Genomic DNA, 20592 nt, shown 5'->3' with positions numbered 1-20592 from the left:
TGGCGGGCCCCGATGAGGAGGTCGTCGTGGCCGGCGAAGACGAAGCCGAGGGCGAAGGCCCCGTGCAGGCGGGGCAGGCAGGCGGCCACCGCCTCGACGGGGCCGAGCCCCTGATCCATGGCGTGGCTGACGAGCTGGGCCACCACCTCGGTGTCGGTCTCGCTCTCGAAGTGCACGCCCTGCGCCTGGAGTTCGGCCTTCAGGGCGCGAAAATTCTCGATGATGCCGTTGTGCACGACGGCCAGGCGCGCCGTGGCGTGCGGGTGGGCGTTGGCCTCGTTGGGGCGCCCATGCGTCGCCCAGCGGGTGTGACCGATGCCGATGCTGCCGCCGAGGGGCGCGTCGCGCAGGCGCATCTCGAGGTTGGAGAGCTTGCCTTCGGCGCGCCGCCGCTCCAGCCGCCCCTCCGTCAGGGTGGCGATGCCGGCCGAGTCGTAGCCGCGATATTCGAGCCGGCGCAGGGCTTCCACCAGCTGCCCGGCCACGGCGTCCCGTCCGACGATGCCAACGATTCCGCACATGGGTTCGTGTCTCTCAAAGAATCCGGCAGGAATCCGGTTGCCGGGGCGACCGGGATCGCACCCGAGCGGGTTTGTACCGGATCGGGACGGGCGCGCGCCAGCCACGTGCCGAATCTGACGGCGGGTTCAGCCGTCAGCCTGCGCGCGCAATCCTGAACGGGGCCTTGCCGCCCCCGCTCGGGGACGACCCGGAACCCGGCCGGGGATCGCCCCGATGTCCGGATGGTTTACGGTTTTTTCGCCCGGGCGGCCTTCTCGGCCTGGAGTGCCGCTCGCTTGTCCGGCGCCCAGCCGGGCACGATGCGCTGGCGTGCCCGCGAGACCGCGAGCGCGTCCTCCGGCACGTCCGCGGCGATCACCGAGCCGGCGCCCACGATGGCGCCCGCCCCGACGCTGACGGGGGCGACGAGCGCGGTGTTCGAGCCGATGAAGGCGCCCGCCCCGATCGTGGTGCGGTGCTTGTTCACCCCGTCGTAGTTGCAGGTGATGGTGCCGGCCCCGAGATTGGCGCCCGCCCCCACCTCGGCATCGCCCACGTAGGTGAGGTGGTTGGCCTTGGCGCCCGGCCCCATGCGGGCGTTCTTGACCTCGACGAAGTTGCCGATGCGCGCGCCCGTCTCCAGGACCGCGCCGGGGCGCAGGCGGGCATAGGGGCCGATCTGGACCCCGGCCGCCAGGGTGGCGCCCTCGAGATGGGAGAAGCTGTGCACCACGCACCCGTCGCCGACGCTGACGCCGGGACCGAACACGACATGAGGTTCCACCAGAACGTCGCGTCCCAACACCGTGTCGACGCTGAAGAAAACCGTTTCCGGCGCGATCAGGGTCGCCCCCGCCACCTGCGCCGCCCGGCGCAGGCGCCCCTGGATCTCGGCCTCGGCCTCCGAGAGCTGGACCCGGTCGTTGACCCCTTGCGCCTCGGCCTCCGCCACCGGCACCACGGCGACCGCGAGGCCGTCCGCCACCGCGAGGCCGACGGCGTCGGGCAGGTAGTACTCGCCCGCCGCGTTGGCGTTGCCGATGCGGGTGAGGAGGGCGAGCGCATGGGTGCCCGACAGGGCCATCAGCCCGGCATTGCACAGGGTGACGGCGCGCTCCGCGGCGCTCGCATCCTTCTCCTCGCGGATCGCCAGGACGCGGTCCCCGTCCGTCAGCACCCGGCCGTAGCCGGTGGGGTTCGGTGTCCGGAAGGCGAGCACCGCCACGGCCGCCCCGTCCGCCAGGGGTGCGCGCAGGCGCGCCAGGGTCGCGGCGGTGATCAGCGGCGTGTCGCCGAAGGCGATCACCACGTCGTCGCTCACCGCGTCCGATCCCGCCGCCTCCAGGGCGGGCCGGGCGGCCAGCACCGCGTGCGCGGTGCCGAGGCGTTCGGCCTGGGGGTAGACCGCGGCGCCGGGCGCCAGGGCGGCGATCTCGCGGGCGACCGCCTCCTGGCCCGGCTCCACCACCACGGCGATGCGCGTCGCGCCGGCCTCGCGCGCGGCGGCGAGCACGTGGCCCAGCATGGTCCGGCCGGCCACCCGGTGCAGCACCTTCGGCAGGTCCGAGCGCATCCGCGTGCCCTTGCCGGCGGCGAGCACGATGGCGGTGAGGCTGCGCTCCGTAATCCTGGTCGTCTGGTCCGTCATCGCGCGTTCCGCCGCTGGCCAAGCCGTTGCTCAGGCTGTTGCTCCTGCGCGGGCTAAAGGGCTCCTGGGGCTGTTTCAAGTCCGGGATGCCGCACGCGGCCCCGGAACGAACGGTCCGGAGTTCTTCTGCGTTGACCGTTACGGTTCGGAACGGCTTAACCCCTGGTTCAGGGCTCGGCATGGTAAACGTTTCAGGGACCTCGAATGCCCGGCCCAAGATTTCGCGCGCCCGCGCCGACCAGACGGACCCGATGACGCCGCCGAACCCGGATTTCCTCGACGACCCGTCCGCCGCCGGCCCCAGCCGCCGCACCGTGCTGCATCGGGCCGGCCTTGCCGCGCTCCTGAGGCCGGCCGGCCTCGTGGCCTTTGCCGGCGGGCTCTCCGCCCTGTCGGGCCCGGCCTTCGCCGACGAGGCCCCGGCGCTCCCCGCCGACGGCACGCCGTTCCAGCCCGGCCTCGTCACGGATCTCGCCCGGGCGCTCGCCAAGCGCGCCTACGCGGCGCCCCGCACCGACGACCTGCCCGACGCCCTCACCGGCCTCAACCGCGAGCAGTACGCCGCCATCCGCAGCCGTCCCGGCAGCGCGGTCTGGGCGGAGGCGGGCTTGGGCTTCACCCTGGAACCCCTGCACCGCGGCTCGGTCTTCCGCTCCCGGGTGGTGCTGGCCCTGGTGGAGGACGGGGTGGTGCGCGCCCTGCCCTACGATCCGGCCCGGTTCGAGACCGAAGGGGTCGCCCTGCCGGCCTTCAAGGACGACCCCGGCTATTCGGGCTTTCGCGTCCGCGCCCGCTTCCGCGGGGGCGAACTCAGCGACTTCGCGATGTTCCAGGGGGCGTCGTTCTTCCGCGCCCTGGCCACCGGCCAGGGCTTCGGCGTCACGGCCCGCGCCCTGACCCTGCGCCCGGCGGATGCCAAGGGCGAGGAATTCCCCGAATTCCGCGCGATCTGGATCGAGCGGCCCGGCCCCGGCGGCCCCCTCGTCGTCCACGCCCTGGTGGATTCGCCCTCCGCCGCCGCGGCCCTGCGCATGAGCCTGCGCCCCGGCGACGCCTCGCTCTGCGACGTCGAGGGCACGGTCTTCGCGCGCGCGGCCATCGACCACCTGGGGCTCGGGGGCATGACCACGAGCTACCTTTTCGGACCCCACGACCGGCGCGGGGCGGACGACGCCCGCGCGGGCGCCTATTCCAGCGGCGGCCTCCAGATCCGCACCGGGGTCGACGAGGCGATCTGGCGCCCGGTGCGCAACCCCGAGACCCTGCAGATCTCCTCCTTCGTGGACGAGAACCCGAAGGGCTTCGGCCTGATGCAGCGGGCGCGCGACTACGCTGCCTTCCAGGACGACGTGCAGCACTGGGAGTGGCGCCCCTCCCTCTGGCTCGAGCCGCTCGGCGCCTGGGGGCCGGGGGCGGTGACCCTGCTGGAGATCCCGAGCGATTCCGAGTTCAACGAGAACGTGCTGGCCTATTGGCGCCCGAAGGCGACCCTGGCGGCCGGGGCCGAGATGCCCTTCAGCTACCGGCAGCACTGGTGCTGGCAGCCCCCCGAGCCTCCGCGCGTCGCCCTGGTCTCGGGCACGCGCAGCGGGCGCGGGCCCGACAACCGCCGCCTGTTCCTGGTGGACTTCACCGGCCCAGGGATCGCGGCACCCGGCGACCTCCAGACCCAGCTCGGCGCCGCCTCCGGGGCGATCGCGGCGAGCACCCTCTACCGCTACCCCGAGCGCGACACCCTACGGGTGGCCTTCGAGCTCGATCCGAAGGGCGAGAAATCCTGCGAATTGCGGCTCAACCTGCAGCGCGCCGGCACGCCGCTCACCGAAACCTGGCTCTACCGTTGGACCCCGTGACCGCATCCACGCTCTCCCCCGACATCGCTTCCCCGGCCGAGGTCGCGGCCCCGCCCCGGCCGGTCCCCCTGACCTTCGCCGCCGCGATGCCCCCGGAGGCGCCGCTGCCGATGCCGGTGCAGGACCTGGAGCGCTGGGACCCGGCCGCCGGCCACCGCCCGGCGTCGCACCATGCAAAGCCCTGGCTCGCCCGCGCCTTCGTCTTCGGGGGGGCGGCGCTCCTCACCGCCTACGGCGCGCTGCAGATGTACGAGGTGGTGGCGGTCTCCGGCGGCACCACGGCGCTGCAATACGTGCTGCTCGCCCTCTTCACCCTGAACTTCTCCTGGATCGCACTCGCCTTCACGGGCGCGATCCTGGGCTTCCTGGTGCTCCTGCGGGGCTTGAAGACCCCGGCCCTGCCGGCGCGGCTCACCACCCGCACGGCGGTGGTGATGCCGGTCTACAACGAGGCCACGGCGCGGACCTTCGCGGGCGTCGAGGCCATGCGGGCCGAGATCGACGCCACAGGTCTCGGCGACGCCTTCGACTACTTCGTGCTGTCGGATTCGACGCAAGGGGATGCCTGGATCGCCGAGGAGCGCGCCTTCCTGGCCCTGCGCGCCCGCTGGGGCGACGACGCCCGCCTGTATTACCGGCACCGGCCAAAGAACCACCACCGCAAGGCCGGCAACATCGGCGACTTCGTCTCCCGCTGGGGGGGCGCCTACGACCACATGCTGGTCCTCGACGCCGACAGCCTGATGACGGGGCCTTGCGTCGTGCATCTCGCCGCCGCCATGGAGGCCGACCCGGATGCCGGCATCATCCAGTCGCTGCCGCTCATCATCAACCGCAACACGCTCTTCGCCCGCGTCCAGCAATTCGCCGCCCGCATCTACGGGCCGGTCATCGCCACGGGGCTCTCGGTCTGGTCGGGCCGCGACGGCAATTACTGGGGCCACAACGCCATCATCCGCACCCGTGCCTTCGCGCAAGCCTGCGGGTTGCCCGACCTCAAGGGCAAGCCGCCCTTCGGCGGCCACGTGCTCTCCCACGACTTCGTGGAGGCGGCCCTGATCCGGCGCGCCGGCTGGAGCGTGACCATGCTGCCGGCGCTGCCCGGCTCCTACGAGGAGAGCCCGCCCTCGCTCATCGATGTCGCCGTGCGCGACCGGCGCTGGGCGCAAGGCAACCTCCAGCACAGCCGCATCATCGGGACGGCGGGCCTGGCCGTCGCCTCCCGCCAGCACTTCGCCACCGGCATCGCCGGCTACGTCGCCTCCCCCCTCTGGCTCGCCCAGCTCGTGGTCGGCATCGCGCTCGTGCTTCAGACCGCCTATGTGCGGCCGGAATACTTCACCTCCGAGTTCGGGCTCTACCCGGTCTGGCCGCGCTTCGACCCCGTGCGCGCGCTCCAGCTCTTCGGCCTGACCATGGGCATCCTGCTCGCCCCGAAGTTCCTCGGCCTCTTCCTCGCGCTCATCGATCGCCCGGTGCGCCGGGCCTGCGGAGGCGGCATCCGCCTCGTCCTGTCGAGCCTGATCGAGATCCTGCTCTCGGCGCTCATCGCCCCCATCGCGATGCTGATCCAGTCCGGCTCGGTGTTCCAGATCCTGCTCGGGCGCGACACGGGGTGGAACCCGCAGCGCCGCGACGACGGCTCGATCCCCTGGGGCGACATCGTGCGCCGCCACCGCTGGCACATGGCGCTGGGGCTGGTCACGGGCGTCGCCGCCTTCGCCATCGCCACCTCGCTGTTCCTCTGGATGTCGCCCACCATCCTGGGCCTCGTGCTGGCGATCCCCATCTCCTGGGCGAGCGGCCAGCTCGGCCTCGGGCTTGGCCTGAAGCGCCTCGGCCTGCTGATGACCCCGGAGGAGCGTGACCCCCCCGCCATCGCGGTGCAGGCCGGGGTGCTGGCCCGCCGCAACGCCGAGGCCGGCCTCGACGACGCGGACGCGCTCACCGCCCTCCACGCCCATCCGGACCTCGCCCACGCCCACGCCGCGATGCTGCCCGAGGCCGCCCCGCGTCCGCGCGGGGCCATCGACCCCGACCAAGCACTGGCCCAGGCCAAGGTGGTGGAGGCGGACGGCATCGCCGAGGCGCGGGCCTGGCTCACTCCGAAGGAGCGCATGGCCCTCCTCCACGACCGCGCCCTCCTCGACCGCCTCGGGCGCCTGGCCCCTTGACCGGGCGCGGCCACCCTGGAAACGCTCTCCGGACGGAGGCGGTCCGCGCGGCCGCGCTCCGACAGGCGAGGGAGGTCCCGAGATGAGGCGTCTTGTATCCTGCGCGGCGACGGCTGCCCTTCTGGCCCTCGCTCTCGGAGCGTCGGCGACCGCGCGGGCCGGGGACGGAGCGGACGCGACGATCGTGATCGCCCAGGTCGATGCGGCGGATTGCGACGGCCTCTGGTCCGAGCGCAACGCGATCTTCAAGGCGGCCGGCTACTGCTTCCGATCGGCACGGGGCATTCGGGCCTTCGGGAATGCCGGGTGCCGGTTCGACGACGAGGCGGACGTGCCCCTCTCGGCCCGCGAGCGGGAGCGGGTCGCACGGATCCGCGCGACGGAGCGCCGCCTCGGCTGTACGCCGTAGCGCTTGATCCACGGGGCGCCGGAAAGCTTTGCCAAAGCAAGGTCCGGCTTTGCCACGCCGATGGACAGTCTTGCGGACGTATGTCGCGCCTCGGGGGGAAAAGATCGGAACCCATCCGGACGCGATCTGTTGGTCCTTCAACGACGAAACGAAGGAGACAACGATGCGTAAGCTCGCCCTCATCTCCGCCGTGACGCTCTCGCTCGGGGCCCTCGGCGCGACCGGTGCCCAGGCTCAGGGGTATGGCTACGGCGGTTACCGCGATGGCGGTTACGGCCGTGGGTACGATCGTGGCATCGACCGCGGGTACGACCGTGGCCGCGACTACGACCGCCGTGGCGGCCGCCGCGGCCTCTCGACCGGCGCGGCCGTGGGCCTCGGGATCGCGGGCGTGGCCGCCGGTGCCGCCGCCGCGGGTGCGTATGACCGTGGTGGGTATGACCGTGGCGGCTACGGCTATTACGGCCGCGGCTACTGAACCCAAGACTTTCAGAGCTTCGCGCCCTGCCCCGCGCCGCGGGACGCTCGTCTGCGTCCGACCCCTGTTCCGAACGACCCTGATTCCGAACCTCGGAGAATTCCATGAAGACCATTCTGATTCCGGCCCTCGGCGCCGCCCTCCTCAGCCTGTCCGTCGCTTCGGCCTCCGCCCAGGCCGTGCGTGAGCCGACCCAGCCCGGCGGCGCCGTCGTCCAGCCGCAGCCGAACACCACGGGCAACGATCCGAGCGTGTCGGTGTCCCGCGGCGCGACCGGGGCCAGCACGGTGACCACCGACTCCGCGGCGGGCGGCAATGCCAGCAAGCCGGAGCAGGCCGTACCGAACAGCAGCGCCGGCGGCAGCAGCCGCTGAAGACAACCGCTTCGAAGGAAACCTGTCGCCCGCCCGGCTTTCGCCGTGGCGGGCGTTTTTCGTCGTGCGCGACGCGTCAGCGATCCTCGGCCAGGGCCTCGACGGCCCGGATCCGGTTCTCGAGATCGCCGATCCGCTGCAGTTGGTGTCGGCAGGGATTTTCGCCCTTCGCCTCGGTTTCTCGAATCAGCCGGTCCTGCTCGGCCCTCAGGCGTTCGATGAGCGCTTTCAGGTTTGACATGACAGGGCAAGCCGCGCCGGACCGGATGCGTTCCTGGCCGCCTGATCCCGTCGTTCACAAACACTTATCCGCATCCCGGCGCCGCAACCGTCGCCCTCCGGTGGACGCTGGAACGGCGTCCGCCTCGCCACACGGACGGAGTCCCGTAGGCGTCGACCGGGTTCAGCCGATTGAGTCCTGGATCGCGGCGGCGGACATGGTTCCCATCGCCGCCGGTTCCGAGCGCGAAGTTCGCGGTTCGCCGAGATCGTGGAGCGCCTCGAGTCTGCCTCGCGAGACGCCGAGATCCCGCAGGACGATCCTGAGATGGAAGAGGGCCTGCTGCGCGATTTGGTTCAGGCGGCCATCGAGGCGGCGCGGTAACTACTCAGATCTGAATGTTGAATTCATTTTAGGGAACCATGCACCGCAGCATGCTATTGGTGCGATGCCGTCCGTGAGTTGTGTCGCGGGCAGCAGTCCTCCCAAGGACTTTTCCTCCCTTGACTCTGGGCCGCCTCCGAAACGGGGCGGCCTCTTTTCGTTTGGATCGAGGCGGCACGGTAGAAGCAGCCAACCAGTATCTGGCTGCTCCGATGCCGCTGAAACATGTCGCGCAATGGCCCCTCAGTTCAGAGGCGCGCTGATAAGTTTAGGATTGAGACAGAGAGTTCGACGCAGTGGTGAGCGAGGATTGCGCGACGACGCTGCGAAGGAAGCTCAGCACCTTCGCCCGATCCTCCTCAGGTTCAATTATTGCCCAGAGCCGCAGCAATTCGGCTGTTTGAGACGGATCAGAGGGTGCCTGTCCTTCGGCAAAGGCCGAGACAGGGCAGTCGAGCGCCTCAGCGATGCGATCCAGCAGATCTGCACTGCGGTCCGGACCGCGTCGAGATGCAGTGTTTTGCTTCAACATCGCCCCTCCGATTGCGCGCAATCTAACCCTCGTTTTCGTTAAGGGCAAATCGGTCAAAAATGGTGCGGCGAGAAAGCACGCAACCTTCGCTTTGGGGCTGCGTATTGCAGCATATGAAGGATTTTGCGCCTTCAGACGAGGGGGCTCGCGACGGATGCAAAATAACGAATGCTTTGATGAGATGGCAGATGCTTGCCTCAAAGCTCATGAGGCGGTTGCCGAGGTAGGCACGCCAGCAATGATAGCATTGACACGCGCGCTCTTGTGGCAAGTTGGGCAGGAAATCCTTCAGCGCGAAGAGCGTCGAAAACAGATGCTGCGTAATGCTGAGGCCGGAATTGGCAGTGACGCCCGTTAGCCCTCTATGGCATATGCAGGCCATGACTGAGCAGAAGACCAGCACCTAGAATTGCGAACTCCAAGGCGCGAGCTGCGATGGCATCCCGCGACCGGAGGTCGGTCATGAAGCCGGCGATCTCGGCATAGGGCAGAGCGGCATGGTGCTGGACCCGCCGGACCCTGGACCGCTTCGGCAACAGGTTCTGAAGGTGTCCCTTCCACCGGGCTGGGTTCTCGCCCCGCCGGTAGCCGTGGGTCGTGGCCCAGTCCAAGATCGCCTCGATGCGTCCTCGCACCCGGCTAGCCGTCTCAGACTTCGTTGCCCAGATCGGTTCAATGGCCCTCATCACGAGGCCGGTGTCGATGCCCTGGACGGGCAAGTTGCCGAACGCAGGGTTGGCGTAGGCGTCCAGCGTCGCCTGCCACTGCGCGGCATGCTTGGTGTTGCGCCAGCTGGCCTTGTGCGACTCGATATAGGCCAACGAGCATTCGCCGAAGGTCATGGCCTTGGCGGCTTCCAACCGGGCTTCTCCGCGCTGCGCTTGGCGTGCCTCGATCGGGTCGACGCCCTCGGCACACAGCTTGCGGCAGGCCAGCGCTTTCTCCTGGGCCTCGGCCAGGGTGAAGGTTGAGAACGACCCAAGACCCATCTCGCGCGACCGGCCGTTCAAGGTGAAGCGGAAGATCCAGCTCTTGGCCCCGGTGCCCGAGACCTGAAGCCATAGCCCCCCGCCGTCGCCGTACATGCCGGCAGCCTTGGTTCGGCCTGCCGACAGGGCACTGAGCTTTCCCGGCGCCGCCATCCTTCCCCCGTTCCTACCCACATCCGAAGCGCGGATTGTGGCGCACGAAGGCGGACGGTGGCAACCGTCATTCTCTATAAAGTTGTTGTATTTCAGTGACTTAATGGCCGGCGGCGAACGGTGACGAACAGGCGGCTGGCGGAAGGGGTGGGATTCGAACCCACGGTGGAGTTGCCCCCACGGCGGTTTTCAAGACCGCTGCCTTAAACCACTCGGCCACCCTTCCAAGCCCTTGCGGACGCTGAATGATCTGCGTCTGCCCAAGCACCGGGACATGGCCCGCTGCTACCGATTTGCGACCCCATCAACCGGCGGCCCTGTCTATGGCCGCCCGCAGGGCGGCGTCAACCTTCGCGGTCGCGTCCGCCGGCATGGCATCCGGCCCTGATGGGACGGCGATCCCAACGCGACGCACGCAGGGCCGGCAGTCGCGGCAGGCAGCCACCGCAATTCCCCACCCGACGAGCCCGACCGGCAGGAGACTCGACGACCTGGCCGAGGCGGGCATGCTGCGGCTCCATCACGGGTGTGCCGGGATCACTGGGCCCGGGTCGATCGTCAGGCCTGGACGACCGCGCGATCCGTATCACCTCAGTCTTGTTCCGCGGTCCCGTGGACCAGGGTCAGGATCCGGTCGGCGGCCTCTTCCGCCGTCAGAGCATACGTATCGAGACGGATGTCGGGTGATTCCGGCGCCTCGTAGGCCGAGTCGATCCCGGTGAAGTTCGCGATCTCGCCGCGGCGCGCCCGCCGATACAGGCCTTTGGGATCCCGCTTCTCGCATTGCTCGAGCGGCGCATCGACGTACACTTCGAGGAACGGGATGCTCCCGGCCGTCGCCCGTGCCTGCGCACGCTCGCGCCGAAATGGCGAAATGAGCGCGACGATCACGATGAGGCCGGCATCGGCGAGGAGTCGCGCGATCTCGGCCGTCCTGCGGATGTTCTCGACCCGGTCCGCGTCCGAGAAACCAAGATCGCTGTTGATCCCGGTCCGCAGGCTATCGCCGTCCAAAATATAGGCACGCCGCCCCCGCGACGAAAGCTGCCTTTGAAGAAGGCTCGCAACCGTCGATTTTCCGGCGCCGGATAGACCGGTCAGCCAGATGATGAAGGGCGCATGATCGAGATTTTCGAGCCCGTTATTTGATGCGGGGACATGCGCTGGATCGGACATGATTTTTTTAGACTCTAAATTCTGGATTTCGGGAATCCCCATCGAACTCAAATCGCGACGTGTGGCGTGCGGATATTCGACATTCTCCGGGCGCAGGCCACGCCTCAACCCGAGGGACCGCTCCGGCTTCGTCGATTCTGAAGAAAATGCCAAACACGCTTCGCCTCCGGGGCTCGATATCCGCGGCGCGACGGCTCATCGCTCCCGCCGGAGGGTCCTCCGCATTCGGTCTCGAGGCCGGCTCTAGCATGTTCTGCGCCTTCGACGTCCGTTCGGCGACGACGTCGATGCGGGGCTTCCCGGCTGTCTCCACGGCCTGCCCCATCGGGTGGCCCGGGTCGCGGGGAGATTTCACGGCAGTGACCGGCGGTTCTGCGGCACAAGTCTGCGGCCGCCGCGACCCTTTCGGGCGATTCCGGCGCGATCGCCCGGGCGTCCGGCAGGCAGCGGGTGGTCAGGTGGGCGAATGATGGGACGCCGCGTCGCCGATCGGACGATCGACGAGTCGGGGCGGACGTTTCAGGTCCCGGAGCACGACGAAGTCGTGCGGCATCGGGCCGAGGGCGGACGGGATCGTGCCGATGGACGGCAGGCGATCAGCCGACGATCCAGTGCGCGACCAGCATCACGCCCGCGCCGACGATGGCCATGCCCAGGAGGGTCACGCTGCTGACCTGATCGACCCTGTCGACCGTATCCCCGACCCGGTGCGCCCGGTTCATCGTGGCGCCCTCCGGCCCGACGCGGGGGGCATCGGCACCGAGGACATCGTTCGTGGTCTGGTGCGGCGTCGCATCGAGGTGGCCGAGGGCGGTCATGGTGGTCTCCAGGGGTCTGCGACGGCAAGACGAGGGGGGATCCGCGTCACGGATCCCGGCAGGGCACGGGGCGGACGGGGGTTCAGCCGGAGAAGGACCCGAAGCCCTCGAAGTCATACGAGGACGGGACGACCTCCCTCGGCTTGTCCGCGCAGGCACCCGCCGGGTGATCGCGATCGGTCCGGACCAACTTGAGGCGCGGAGTGCCGTCGGGCGCGATCGACGCGTCCCGGGTCTCGGCCGAGGGGGTCGACACGGCACAATGGATCGGCGTGATGTGATTGCGCATGCAGGGCGTTCCGCTGGTATGCCAAGGATGTTCGGATGTGAGCAGAGAATGTTTCGCACTGCCGCGCGTTCCTCGCAGGTGCGAAGCAAGGAGTCGCAGGGTCGAAGCCCCACCGGCCCTTGAACTCGGCCGAGGCGATGTCCGACGCGGTTCGAACGCCGGGCGTTCGCCCGGGCGGGTGGAGTCGTGTCGGCGGGCGACCCGGTTGGACTGTCGCAGAGGGGTCACGGTCGTCCCCCGATGCCGTATCCGCCGCGACATTGGACAGGCTGGCCCGGCCCGCCGATGCGCCCGGTCATTAAGGCGCCACTAACCGGACGCAAGCACCCTGAGCACTCAGTCACGGATGAACCATGCCACCCGCCATCGACCGGCTCTGGACGTTTCTGAAGGCGACGCTGGCCATCGGCCTCCTCGCGGCCGGCTCCCTGTACTCGGCGAACGTCATGGATCGACGCGGGCTCAACCCCTTCGCGGCGGCCCTGGTCGAGCCGGTGACGACGGGGTCGGTCAAGGGCGGGCGGCCCGAATGACGGCGGTTCAGTAGCGCCCCTCGTCGCCCCCGTGCAGCAGCTTCTCGATCGTCTCGCTGCCCTGCGCCCGCGCCTTGGCTTCGCTCACCTGGGCTCGATCCGAGCGCTGGATCAGCTTGCCGTGCTTCCGGATCGCCCATTGCCACGTGCCCGCGGCGCGCGGGTTCGGCTCCACCTCGAGGGTGTAGGGGTAGGTGCTGGTGCTCGGCTCGGTCATGCTGCGCTTATGTCATAGGAATTCGCGGGACGTCACCGTTTCCGTGACGTGTTCTCGCGTCACAGGTTCTCGCCCGCATCCGGGCCGGCGACAAGCTGTTCGGCCTCGATGGTGGTGTAGCCGTCGATCCAGTCGGCGCTCTCCTGCGATCCGGCCGGATAGGGGTTGTCCGAGAGGAGCTTCCCCTCGGCCCTGGCCGCGCTGCCTTCCAGCCAGATCTTGTTCGAAACGACGACGGTCATGGAACACCTCCTGGTCGCAGAAAACGGCCGATCCGCCGGATGGTTCGCGTCGCGCGCGCGTGGACGCTCAATCCTGGACCGTGATCGTCATCGTCGCCCGGTCGGCGGGTGGGGGCCGCATCTCCGTCGGGCCGTTGGGACCAGAGCCCCCTGCCCCGGCGGCGTCCCGCGTGGCCCGGAGCGGCTGGCCGCCGGCCGCCGGAGCGGGGCGCGGTAGGTGGTTCGCGGCGATCTCGGCCAGGAGCAGGAGAACGACGGCCGCGAAGACCCATGCGAGCCCCCCCAGGACGAGGTCCGACCAGCGCTGCAGGGCCCGGATCACCAGGCAACCCGCCACGAAAATGCTGGCGAATGCGACGGGAATGATCTGCGCGGTCATGGCCACCCGGAGAACTCGACACCCGGAGGCTCGGCCGTGTTCCGGAAGGCGCAACGGACGCGGGCCCCGGCCCGTTTCATGCCGCCGTGTCACGAATCGGATATCGCACCGGCTCCGGAACGCGGCCGCCGGGCCTCAGGCGTGGACCGTGAAGCAGGCCCCCGGGGCGTTGGCGACCTCGAGCGTCGCGTCGATCTGGTCGAGCATGGCCCGCACGAGCTTCATCCCGAGCCCGGTCCCCTTCGGCTTGCGGTCGGCCCAGCCCTCGGGCAGGCCCTCGCCGTCGTCGCAGACCCGCACCCGCACCCGGCCGCCGCCCTGGTCGCTGACGCTGACGGCGATGTGCCCGCCGCCGGACTCGCGCGAGGCGTACTTGAAGGCGTTGGTGACGAGTTCGGTGGCGATCAGCGACAGGGCCACCGCCTTGCGGTAGGGCACCATGACCTTCGCGTCGGCGGTGATTCCCACGGTCTGGCCGTCCCCCGCCATCCCGGACAGGTCGCGGCACAGGCTCTCGATGGTCTGGCCGAGGTCGACGTCCTCGACGTTCTCGGCCTGGTAGAGGCTGTCGTGGACGCGCGCGACGCTCATCACGCGCGCGGAGGTCTCGGCAAAGGCCTGCTTGGCCTCCGGATCCCGGGTCTGGCGCTGCTGCATCTGCAGGAAGGCCGCCACGATCTGGAGGGAGTTCTTGACCCGGTGGTCGATCTCCCGGCTCAGCACGTCCTTCTGTTCGAGGGCCCGCTCCTTGTCCGCGAGCAGTCGCGTCAGCTCGACGATGGTGCGGCGCTGGCGCAGGACGACGCCCTCCACCACCTCCGCCAGGGAAGCGGCGAAGGAGAGCTGCCACGCGACCCAGGGTTCGGCCAGCCCGCGCCGCTCCTCGACCCAGCGCTCGAAGGAGCGGCGCGGCAGCACCGGCGCCGCGCCGCGGCCGGGCGCCACGGGCTTGCGCGGGTCGCCGCCCCACGAGACCGTGCTGGGCACCTCCGGCCTGAACCACATCAGGAGGTTGCGCCGGGCCTCGTCCACGAAGACCGCTACGAGGCCGCTCGCCCGGTCGGCGAAGGCGGCCGCCGGCGGGTAGGCCGCCGGCAGGCCGTGCGTGCTGTACACGGTGCCGTCCGAGGGCGTCGCGGCGAGGAGCCAGTCGCGCAGCGCCAGGACCGCTTCCGGCGCGGGCGCCGCCCCGATGACGGTCACGCGGTCCTCCGAGACCACGGCGGCGCCCTTGGCCTCGAACAGGTCGAGCATCGTCGTCTCGCCGGCGGTCAGGGCCGCCACGTAGTCGTCGGACCGGGTCAGCCGGCGCACGAGGCGGCCCTCGGCGGCCAGGTGCGCCTGCTGCGCCTCCCAGAGGCGGCGTCCCTCGATCTCCTGCACGCGCATGGCCAGCGCCTCCGCCAGCAGGGCGGCCGAGGCCCGGGCCTCCGGCGGCACGTAGTGCGGGCGGCGATGATGGCCGATCAGCAGGCCCCAGAGCGTCCCGTCCACGATGATGGAGGCCGACATCGAGCCGTTGACGCCGAGGTTGCGCTGATATTCCAGGTGGATGGGCGACAGCGAGCGATGCTGCGCGAAGGTGAGGTCGACGGGGTCTCCGGCGAGGCGGGCGTCGCCGAGGATCGGCACCGGCTCCGCATCGCGGTCCGTGACGAACCGGCTGCGGGAGCGCACGTACAGCGCGCGGGCCTGGGCGGGGATGTCGGAGGCGGGGAAATGCAGGCCGAGCAGGGAGCGGGACCAGTCCGGCACCCGGTCCTCGGCGATGGCCTCGCCGTTCCAGTCCGCATCGAAGCGATACACCAGGACCGTCTCGAACCCGGTGATCGCCCGGACCTCGCGCGCCGTCGCGGCGGCGGCCTCGGCGACGCTGCCGGCCGCCCGCAGGCGGGACATCGCCGGCCCCGCCCCCAGGGGGTCCGCCGGGCCGAAATCCCCGGGCCGGTCCGGCAGGCCCTCGAGTTCGACGAGGATGCGCCCGCCCTGGGCATGCGCGACGGCGCGGAAGGCGGAGCCACCCTCCCCGTCGAGGCGCACGGTCCCGGACACGGTCCGGCCGTCGCCGAGGCGATCCTCCGCCTGGGCGACGCGGAGGTCGGCCACGAAGGCCTTCGACAGGAGGCCGTCCAAAGCGTGCCCGAGGATGGGGCGCCCGAGGAGGGCGGGCCCCGCCCCGGGGAACGCCTCCGCCACGTTGGCGCTGCAGGCGAGGACCGTCAGTCCGGCGGGCTCCGCGACCAGGAGGACGGCATCGGGCTGGATCGAGCCCGGGACGTGGATCGGCTCGAGCTCGCAGGCCGAGACATCCACGGCCTGCGCCCGCTTCCGGCGCAGCACGACCGCGTCGCCGGCGCCCGGACCGGAGGCGCGCTCGGGCGGGCTCAGGCCGATCAGGGCTCCGGTCCCCGAGGCCTCCGAGACGGCCCGCAGGTCGAACCGGACCGGTCCCGAAGTGCGGTCCAGGGCGAAGCGCCCGTGCAGATCGACCCCGCCCCGGCGCAGGCCGGCCAGGAAGCGCCCGCGCCCGCGGGGGACGTCGGCTCCCGGGACGAGGTCCCGGAAGAAGTCCCGGCCCGTCAGCGCCGCGCCTCCCCGCCCCAGCAGGGCGACGGCGGCCGGGCTCGCCTCCAGTACGCGGCCGGCGGCGTCGACACGCAGGGCGGCGCGGGGGGCGTCGGCGATCCGACCCGCCAGGGTGTCGAGACCCGGTCCGGCGGGAAAGTCCTCGTTGCCGTCACTCATGCCCTGCCCATGCCGGATGATGCCCTGTTTTGCCAGTGCCCATGCCCGTGTCCATGCCCGTGTCCATGCCTTGCCGAGCCACGGTCTCGCCGAGCCATACCATGGAGCGGGTCGCGCGCGCCTGCCCCGCGATCCGTCGCCGGGGCCGGCCTCCCGGAGCGCGCATCGTCATCGCGGCCGCGCGAGGGCGTTGCGCAGGGCGTTCGCGATCTGCCCGGTGGAGTACGGCTTGCGGACGAGGTGGAAGCCGTGCGTATCGTCCCGGGCCAGGGCATCGCTGTAGCCCGTGGTCAGGATCACCGGCAGCCCCGGGTGGTCCACCGCCAGGCGCCGCGCCAGCGCGATGCCGCCCATCCCGGGCATCACCACGTCCGAGAACACCGCGTCGAAGCGGGCGGAGCCGTGCGCCATCTCGGCGAGCGCCGCCTCGGCGTTGTGCGCCCAGACCGTCGCGTGCCCGAGATCCTCGAGGAGCTGCGTGCAGAAGCGTCCGACCTCGAGATTGTCCTCCACGACGAGGACGCGCAGGCTCCGCTCCGCGCCCGGGGCGCCGGACTCCCGTGCGGGTCGCAGAACCTCGGATTCCGGGGCCTCGACCTGCGGCAGGTAGAGGGTGAAGGTGGTGCCCTGGCCGACCGCGCTCGCCACGTCGACGTCGCCGCCGGACTGCTTGGCGAACCCGATGACCTGGCTGAGGCCGAGCCCGGTGCCGCGTCCGACCTCCTTGGTCGTGAAGAAGGGCTCGAAGATCCGGTCCATCAGGTCGGGCGGGATGCCCGCCCCCTCGTCCGTGACCGAGAGCACGGCGAAGGGCCCCGCCGCCTCCGCGTGGCCCCGGATGCTCGGCAGGTGGGCGCCGCGGGCGAGGCGCAGGGTCAGGGTGCCCTCGCCGTCCATGGCGTCGCGGGCGTTCACCACCAGGTTGACCAGGGCGGTCTCGAACTGGCTCGGATCGGCCCGGACGTGGCAGGGCTCGTCCGGCACCCGCGTGACGATGCGGATGCGCGCGCCCGTCACCGCGTTCAGCATCTCCGCGACGTCGTGCAGGCGTTCGCGGACGTCGAGGATCTCGGGCTTGAGGGCCTGCCGGCGCGCAAAGGAGAGGAGCTGGCTCGTCAGCTTCGCGGCCCGGTCGACCGTGTCGCTCACCGCCGTGAGGTAGCGGGCGCGCCGCGCCTCGGCGAGGTCCGGCCGCTGCAGGAACTCCACCGACGAGCGGATGATGGTCAGGAGGTTGTTGAAATCGTGCGCCACGCCGCCCGTGAGCTGGCCCACGGCCTCGATCTTCTGGGCGTGGCGCAACGCCTCCTCGGTGCGGGCGAGCCGCTCCTGGGCCCGCAGGCGCTCCGAGATGTCCTGGGCGTACTGGAAGGCGCCGATCCGGCGCCCGTCCGCGTCGCGCAGGGTCGTGAACTTGAGTTCGTAGCAGGGGCGCTTGCGGTCGGGATCGCCGAAGGCCTCCGTCAGCGTGAAGGCCTCGCCGGCGAGCGCCCGTTCCCAGGTCGCCTGCAGGGGAGCGAGAAGCTCGGGGACGTGCGCCAGGAGATCGCGCAGGTCGTCGCCGATGCGCGGACGGACACCGAAGATGGCCTCGAACTCCGTGATCCAGGCGCGATTGGCGGCTAGGATCCGGAAATCGGTGCCCAGCGCCCCGACGAGGGCGTCGGTGGTCTCGAACACATCGGCCCAGAGCTTGCGCTGGAGGAGGGCCTCCTCGACCCGGCGTTCCAGCGTCCGGTTCATCTCGCGCAACGCCGCCTCGGCGAGCTTGCGGTCGTGGACGTCCTCGACCACCCCGTACCACCGGACGATGGCGCCCGCCTCGTTCCGGCGGGGCCGGGCCCGAGCCCGCATCCAGCGGTGCGTGCCGGTGCCCGCCATGCGCAGGCGATAGTCGACATCGACCGGTTCGCCCGAGGCCAGCGCGTCCGCGAAGACGCGCAGGGTCTCGGGCACGTCGTCGGGGTGCAGCGCCTGGAGCCAGCCGGAGCCGTCCGGCTCGCCCGGGGCCTGGCCGGTGAGTTCGAGCCAGCGGTTCGAGTAGGAGGTGATGTTCCCGTCCGGATCGCAGGTCCACGGGACCTGCGGGTTCAGCTCCACCGTCTGGCGGAAATGCTCCTCGCTCTCGCGCAGGGCCGCGTCGCCGAGCACCCGCGCGGTGGTCTCGTTCGTGACGATGAAGAGGCCGGCGACGTCGCCGTCCGCGTCGAGGACGCGGGAATAGGAGAACGACCACCAGGTCTCGCGTTGGCCCCGGTCGGTATCGAGCGTCCAGGGCAGGTCGACGAAGCGCTTCGCCCGTCCCGCGAGGGCGTCCGCGATGATCGGCCTGGCCTGATCCAGGGCATCGGCCCAGACCACGTCGAAGCGCTCGCCCATCGCCCAGGCGAGACGCGGCCCGAGCAGCGGGAAGTAGGTGTCGTTGAAGAAGAAGTGCAGGTCCGGCCCCCAGGCCAGGATCATCGATTCCGGCGAGTTGAGGACGAGGCTGAGCGCGGCACGGAATTCCGCGGGCCAGGTCTCGGGCGGCCCCAGGGGGTGGCCCGTCCAGTCCCGCGCGCGGATCATGCGCGCGGCCTCGCCGCCGCCGGCCAGGAACGCCAGGGGGTCGTTCACGGCAGCACGCTCCGCCCGACGGATGCGGGGGCCCGGTGGCGAGCCATGGGGGATTCCGGTGGACGCGGGTGCGGTTCGAGGACGGGCATGCCGGCGTTTGGCCTCAGGTGGCGCGACATGCAACGCGGTGCCCTGCCGCAAGGTTACGCGGCCCGCGCCCCGGGCGCGAAGGGTGTTCGTGGTGCCCCCGGGGGCCGGCGCTTGCCCGGGCCGGACGTTCGCTGCGCCGATGGCGACGGTTTGGGCGTCGACGCGGGTCTTGCGCGCCGGCGTCCGAGCCCGATCCTTCGGTGCCCTGAGGCCGGGTCCGGGCGGCTCTCAGGCGGCCGCCGCCATCGGGGCGGGGGTGGGGGCCTCCATGGCGCGCATGTAGACGTCGAGCAGCGTCTCGTGCTCGTCGCGCGCGTCCTGGTCGAGCTTGCGCAGCTTGAGGATCTCCTTGAGGATCTTCACGTCCAGGCCCTCGCCCTTGGCTTCCAGGAAGATCTCCTTCTTGGCTTCCATGAGTTCCTTGATCTCCTCCTCCACCTTCTCGACGCGCTCGATGATCGAGCGGATACGGTCGCCGGCAACGCCAACGGTGTCGATCGTCTCGGACATGCTGTCTCCTTGGGCCAATTCGGAGCGGCACCCTCCCGGGTTTCGGTAAGCGGACGGTTAATTCCGCGTCCGGGCCGGACCGGGCGGAGCGATGCGCAGGGGCGCGTAGGTGGCGCGGTAGCTGCGGGGTCCGAGCACCGGGAGCACGAGGTTCCTGGCCCAGCCCGGCATCCGGGCGGTCCGCGACAGGCGGTCGGTCATGGCCTGGACATGGGCCACGCGGGGCCGGCGCAGGGCCTCGTAGGCCGGACCGACCGTGCGCCAGTCGGTGCGCTCCGCCAGCAGGGCGGCCAGGACCAGCGCATCCTCCAGGGCGAGGGCGGCGCCCTGCGCCCAGACGGGGGCCGTGGCGTGCGCGGCATCCCCAACCAGCACCACGCGGTCCCGTGTCCAGCCGGGAATCCGGACCTCCTCAAGGGGCGAATGATGGACGCGCCCGGAATCGGCCAGCACCGCGTCGAGGGTGTCGCGCACGGGGGCCGGGAAGGCGGCGAAGACTCCGCGCGCCGCGGCGAGGTCATGCCCCCGCGCGCCCGATCCGCCGACCGAGACCCACCCGTAGACTTCGTCCGCGTCGACCGGGATCAGCAGGAACAGGCCCCCCGATCCGGCCCAGAGCGTCCAGGCATCGACGCCGGGATTGGGCGCCATGAAGCGCCAGCTCGCCGGAGCCAGCAGCGCCGCGCCGAGGGCCTGCACTCCGAAGACGTCGCCACGGACCCGGGAATGCACGCCGTCCGCGCCTACGAGCAGGCCTCCGGATTCGGTCGTCCCGTCCGTGCAGGCGACGGTGACGCTGTCCGCCTGCTGCCGGATCGCCGCGATCGCACATCCGTACCGGATGTCGTCGGCCGGCCCGTCTCCGGTCAGGAGACGCGCCAGGTCGGCGCGCCGGACGCAGCGAGGCCCCGCCTCGGCCCCCCAGAACGCCGCCTCGTCGACGGAAAAGAGCAGCTGCCCCCGCTCGGTGCGGTACTCGCGCCGGCGAACGGGGGCGCCGACGCCGCCGAGGGCCTCGGCGAGGCCGAGTCGTGCGAGCGCCCGGACCGCGTTGCCCGGCAGGTTGATGGCGAGGCCGCCATCCGCCGGTTCCCGGCGCCGCTCCAGGGTGAGCGCGGGAATCCCGGCGCGTCGCAGCGCCCGCCGCATGGCGAGCCCCGCGATGCCGCCCCCGGCGATCAGCACCCGACCCGCTTCGTTCCCGTCCATGGGGAGCCCCGAACCTGTCCGCGTCGCGTCACCGGAGGGAGGGCGCATCCGCT

20 protein-coding genes, 1 tRNA gene and 2 pseudogenes are annotated in these 20592 nt (G+C 71.0%); 8 read left to right on the top strand and 15 right to left on the bottom strand.

The features are described 5' to 3' along the window. Both MKK58_RS12845 and glmU read right to left on the bottom strand, forming a co-directional pair. A pseudogene (locus MKK58_RS12845) lies at window positions 1-521 on the bottom strand (glutamine--fructose-6-phosphate aminotransferase); the annotation flags it as partial. A gap of 227 nt (window positions 522-748) precedes the next feature. Beyond that, the gene (gene glmU / locus MKK58_RS12840; protein ID WP_243912424.1) at window positions 749-2149 is read right to left on the bottom strand and encodes a bifunctional UDP-N-acetylglucosamine diphosphorylase/glucosamine-1-phosphate N-acetyltransferase GlmU; all 1401 of its coding nucleotides are present in this window, start codon (window positions 2147-2149) and stop codon (window positions 749-751) included. Window positions 2150-2400: 251 nt separating this feature from the next. On the opposite strand from glmU, the gene MKK58_RS12835 reads away from it, so the two are divergent. The 6 genes from MKK58_RS12835 to MKK58_RS12810 all read left to right on the top strand — a co-directional run bounded on the left by MKK58_RS12835 (window position 2401) and on the right by MKK58_RS12810 (window position 7675). Continuing rightward, window positions 2401-4002 (top strand): glucan biosynthesis protein D, encoded by a 1602-nt coding sequence (locus MKK58_RS12835; RefSeq protein ID WP_243912428.1) that lies wholly within the window; start codon window positions 2401-2403, stop codon window positions 4000-4002. Between the two features lie 86 nt (window positions 4003-4088). Beyond that, a complete protein-coding gene (mdoH, locus tag MKK58_RS12830; RefSeq protein ID WP_243912427.1) occupies window positions 4089-6176 on the top strand; it encodes a glucans biosynthesis glucosyltransferase MdoH in 2088 nt (695 codons plus the stop codon). 82 nt (window positions 6177-6258) lie between these two features. Beyond that, a complete protein-coding gene (locus MKK58_RS12825) occupies window positions 6259-6585 on the top strand; it encodes a YARHG domain-containing protein (protein WP_243912423.1) in 327 nt (108 codons plus the stop codon). 163 nt (window positions 6586-6748) lie between these two features. Then, window positions 6749-7063, top strand: coding sequence for a hypothetical protein (locus MKK58_RS12820; protein ID WP_243912422.1), 315 nt, complete (start codon window positions 6749-6751; stop codon window positions 7061-7063). A gap of 104 nt (window positions 7064-7167) precedes the next feature. Continuing rightward, window positions 7168-7437: a hypothetical protein gene (locus MKK58_RS12815; protein WP_243912421.1), complete on the top strand. Its 270-nt coding sequence runs from the start codon at window positions 7168-7170 to the stop codon at window positions 7435-7437. 64 nt (window positions 7438-7501) lie between these two features. After that, a complete protein-coding gene (locus tag MKK58_RS12810; protein WP_243912420.1) occupies window positions 7502-7675 on the top strand; it encodes a hypothetical protein in 174 nt (57 codons plus the stop codon). Between the two features lie 634 nt (window positions 7676-8309). Here the strand turns inward: MKK58_RS12810 and MKK58_RS12805 are convergent. Beyond that, window positions 8310-8573: a hypothetical protein gene (locus MKK58_RS12805; protein WP_243912419.1), complete on the bottom strand. Its 264-nt coding sequence runs from the start codon at window positions 8571-8573 to the stop codon at window positions 8310-8312. Here MKK58_RS12805 and MKK58_RS12800 point away from each other — a divergent pair. Next, entirely contained in the window at window positions 8557-8931 is a 375-nt protein-coding gene (locus MKK58_RS12800) for a hypothetical protein (RefSeq protein WP_243912418.1), read from the top strand. The two genes, MKK58_RS12805 and MKK58_RS12800, sit on opposite strands and share 17 nt — an antisense overlap. A 40-nt stretch (window positions 8932-8971) precedes the next feature. Here the strand turns inward: MKK58_RS12800 and MKK58_RS12795 are convergent. The 5 genes and pseudogenes from MKK58_RS12795 to MKK58_RS12775 form a co-directional block, all read right to left on the bottom strand. Further along, window positions 8972-9715: pseudogene (locus tag MKK58_RS12795) on the bottom strand (tyrosine-type recombinase/integrase); the annotation flags it as partial. A gap of 136 nt (window positions 9716-9851) precedes the next feature. After that, window positions 9852-9941, bottom strand: a tRNA-Ser gene (locus MKK58_RS12790). A gap of 365 nt (window positions 9942-10306) precedes the next feature. After that, window positions 10307-10999, bottom strand: coding sequence for an adenylyl-sulfate kinase (gene cysC, locus MKK58_RS12785; RefSeq protein WP_243912417.1), 693 nt, complete (start codon window positions 10997-10999; stop codon window positions 10307-10309). A gap of 488 nt (window positions 11000-11487) precedes the next feature. Then, on the bottom strand, window positions 11488-11709 hold the full coding sequence (locus MKK58_RS12780) for a hypothetical protein (protein ID WP_243912416.1): 222 nt from the start codon (window positions 11707-11709) through the stop codon (window positions 11488-11490). Window positions 11710-11791: 82 nt separating this feature from the next. Then, on the bottom strand, window positions 11792-11998 hold the full coding sequence (locus MKK58_RS12775; RefSeq protein WP_243912415.1) for a hypothetical protein: 207 nt from the start codon (window positions 11996-11998) through the stop codon (window positions 11792-11794). A gap of 353 nt (window positions 11999-12351) precedes the next feature. On the opposite strand from MKK58_RS12775, the gene MKK58_RS12770 reads away from it, so the two are divergent. Next, the gene (locus MKK58_RS12770) at window positions 12352-12531 is read left to right on the top strand and encodes a hypothetical protein (RefSeq protein WP_238279615.1); all 180 of its coding nucleotides are present in this window, start codon (window positions 12352-12354) and stop codon (window positions 12529-12531) included. Window positions 12532-12538: 7 nt separating this feature from the next. Here MKK58_RS12770 and MKK58_RS12765 read toward each other — a convergent pair whose 3' ends face one another. The 7 genes from MKK58_RS12765 to MKK58_RS12735 form a co-directional block, all read right to left on the bottom strand. After that, entirely contained in the window at window positions 12539-12748 is a 210-nt protein-coding gene (locus tag MKK58_RS12765) for a hypothetical protein (RefSeq protein WP_238279613.1), read from the bottom strand. Between the two features lie 59 nt (window positions 12749-12807). Continuing rightward, window positions 12808-12990 (bottom strand): hypothetical protein, encoded by a 183-nt coding sequence (locus MKK58_RS12760; protein WP_238279611.1) that lies wholly within the window; start codon window positions 12988-12990, stop codon window positions 12808-12810. Window positions 12991-13057: 67 nt separating this feature from the next. Then, window positions 13058-13369, bottom strand: a complete 312-nt coding sequence (locus MKK58_RS12755) for a hypothetical protein (RefSeq protein WP_243912414.1) — start codon at window positions 13367-13369, stop codon at window positions 13058-13060. Window positions 13370-13504: 135 nt separating this feature from the next. Beyond that, a complete protein-coding gene (locus MKK58_RS12750; RefSeq protein WP_243912413.1) occupies window positions 13505-16114 on the bottom strand; it encodes a histidine kinase dimerization/phosphoacceptor domain -containing protein in 2610 nt (869 codons plus the stop codon). A gap of 168 nt (window positions 16115-16282) precedes the next feature. Beyond that, window positions 16283-18730 carry a PAS domain-containing protein gene (locus tag MKK58_RS12745; RefSeq protein WP_243912412.1) on the bottom strand — a complete coding sequence of 816 codons (2448 nt, stop codon included), beginning with the start codon at window positions 18728-18730 and terminating at the stop codon, window positions 16283-16285. 318 nt (window positions 18731-19048) lie between these two features. Continuing rightward, entirely contained in the window at window positions 19049-19330 is a 282-nt protein-coding gene (locus tag MKK58_RS12740) for a DUF2312 domain-containing protein (RefSeq protein WP_243912411.1), read from the bottom strand. 57 nt (window positions 19331-19387) lie between these two features. Further along, window positions 19388-20539 carry an FAD-dependent monooxygenase gene (locus tag MKK58_RS12735; protein WP_243912410.1) on the bottom strand — a complete coding sequence of 384 codons (1152 nt, stop codon included), beginning with the start codon at window positions 20537-20539 and terminating at the stop codon, window positions 19388-19390. Window positions 20540-20592: the final 53 nt, after the last annotated feature.

It is taken from the genome of Methylobacterium sp. J-078, assembly GCF_022829285.1.
In the GTDB taxonomy this organism is placed as follows: domain Bacteria; phylum Pseudomonadota; class Alphaproteobacteria; order Rhizobiales; family Beijerinckiaceae; genus Methylobacterium.
This window is presented reverse-complemented; position numbering and strand designations above follow the sequence as displayed.

Coding starts and splice junctions, on each gene's coding strand:
- glmU (WP_243912424.1), bottom strand. CDS start 2,149: ATGACGGACCAGACGACCAGGATTACGGAGCGCAGCCTCACCGCCATC.
- MKK58_RS12835 (WP_243912428.1), top strand. CDS start 2,401: ATGACGCCGCCGAACCCGGATTTCCTCGACGACCCGTCCGCCGCCGGC.
- mdoH (WP_243912427.1), top strand. CDS start 4,089: ATGCCCCCGGAGGCGCCGCTGCCGATGCCGGTGCAGGACCTGGAGCGC.
- MKK58_RS12825 (WP_243912423.1), top strand. CDS start 6,259: ATGAGGCGTCTTGTATCCTGCGCGGCGACGGCTGCCCTTCTGGCCCTC.
- MKK58_RS12820 (WP_243912422.1), top strand. CDS start 6,749: ATGCGTAAGCTCGCCCTCATCTCCGCCGTGACGCTCTCGCTCGGGGCC.
- MKK58_RS12815 (WP_243912421.1), top strand. CDS start 7,168: ATGAAGACCATTCTGATTCCGGCCCTCGGCGCCGCCCTCCTCAGCCTG.
- MKK58_RS12805 (WP_243912419.1), bottom strand. CDS start 8,573: ATGTTGAAGCAAAACACTGCATCTCGACGCGGTCCGGACCGCAGTGCA.
- MKK58_RS12780 (WP_243912416.1), bottom strand. CDS start 11,709: ATGACCGCCCTCGGCCACCTCGATGCGACGCCGCACCAGACCACGAAC.
- MKK58_RS12775 (WP_243912415.1), bottom strand. CDS start 11,998: ATGCGCAATCACATCACGCCGATCCATTGTGCCGTGTCGACCCCCTCG.
- MKK58_RS12770 (WP_238279615.1), top strand. CDS start 12,352: ATGCCACCCGCCATCGACCGGCTCTGGACGTTTCTGAAGGCGACGCTG.
- MKK58_RS12765 (WP_238279613.1), bottom strand. CDS start 12,748: ATGACCGAGCCGAGCACCAGCACCTACCCCTACACCCTCGAGGTGGAG.
- MKK58_RS12760 (WP_238279611.1), bottom strand. CDS start 12,990: ATGACCGTCGTCGTTTCGAACAAGATCTGGCTGGAAGGCAGCGCGGCC.
- MKK58_RS12755 (WP_243912414.1), bottom strand. CDS start 13,369: ATGACCGCGCAGATCATTCCCGTCGCATTCGCCAGCATTTTCGTGGCG.
- MKK58_RS12750 (WP_243912413.1), bottom strand. CDS start 16,114: ATGAGTGACGGCAACGAGGACTTTCCCGCCGGACCGGGTCTCGACACC.
- MKK58_RS12740 (WP_243912411.1), bottom strand. CDS start 19,330: ATGTCCGAGACGATCGACACCGTTGGCGTTGCCGGCGACCGTATCCGC.
- MKK58_RS12735 (WP_243912410.1), bottom strand. CDS start 20,539: ATGGACGGGAACGAAGCGGGTCGGGTGCTGATCGCCGGGGGCGGCATC.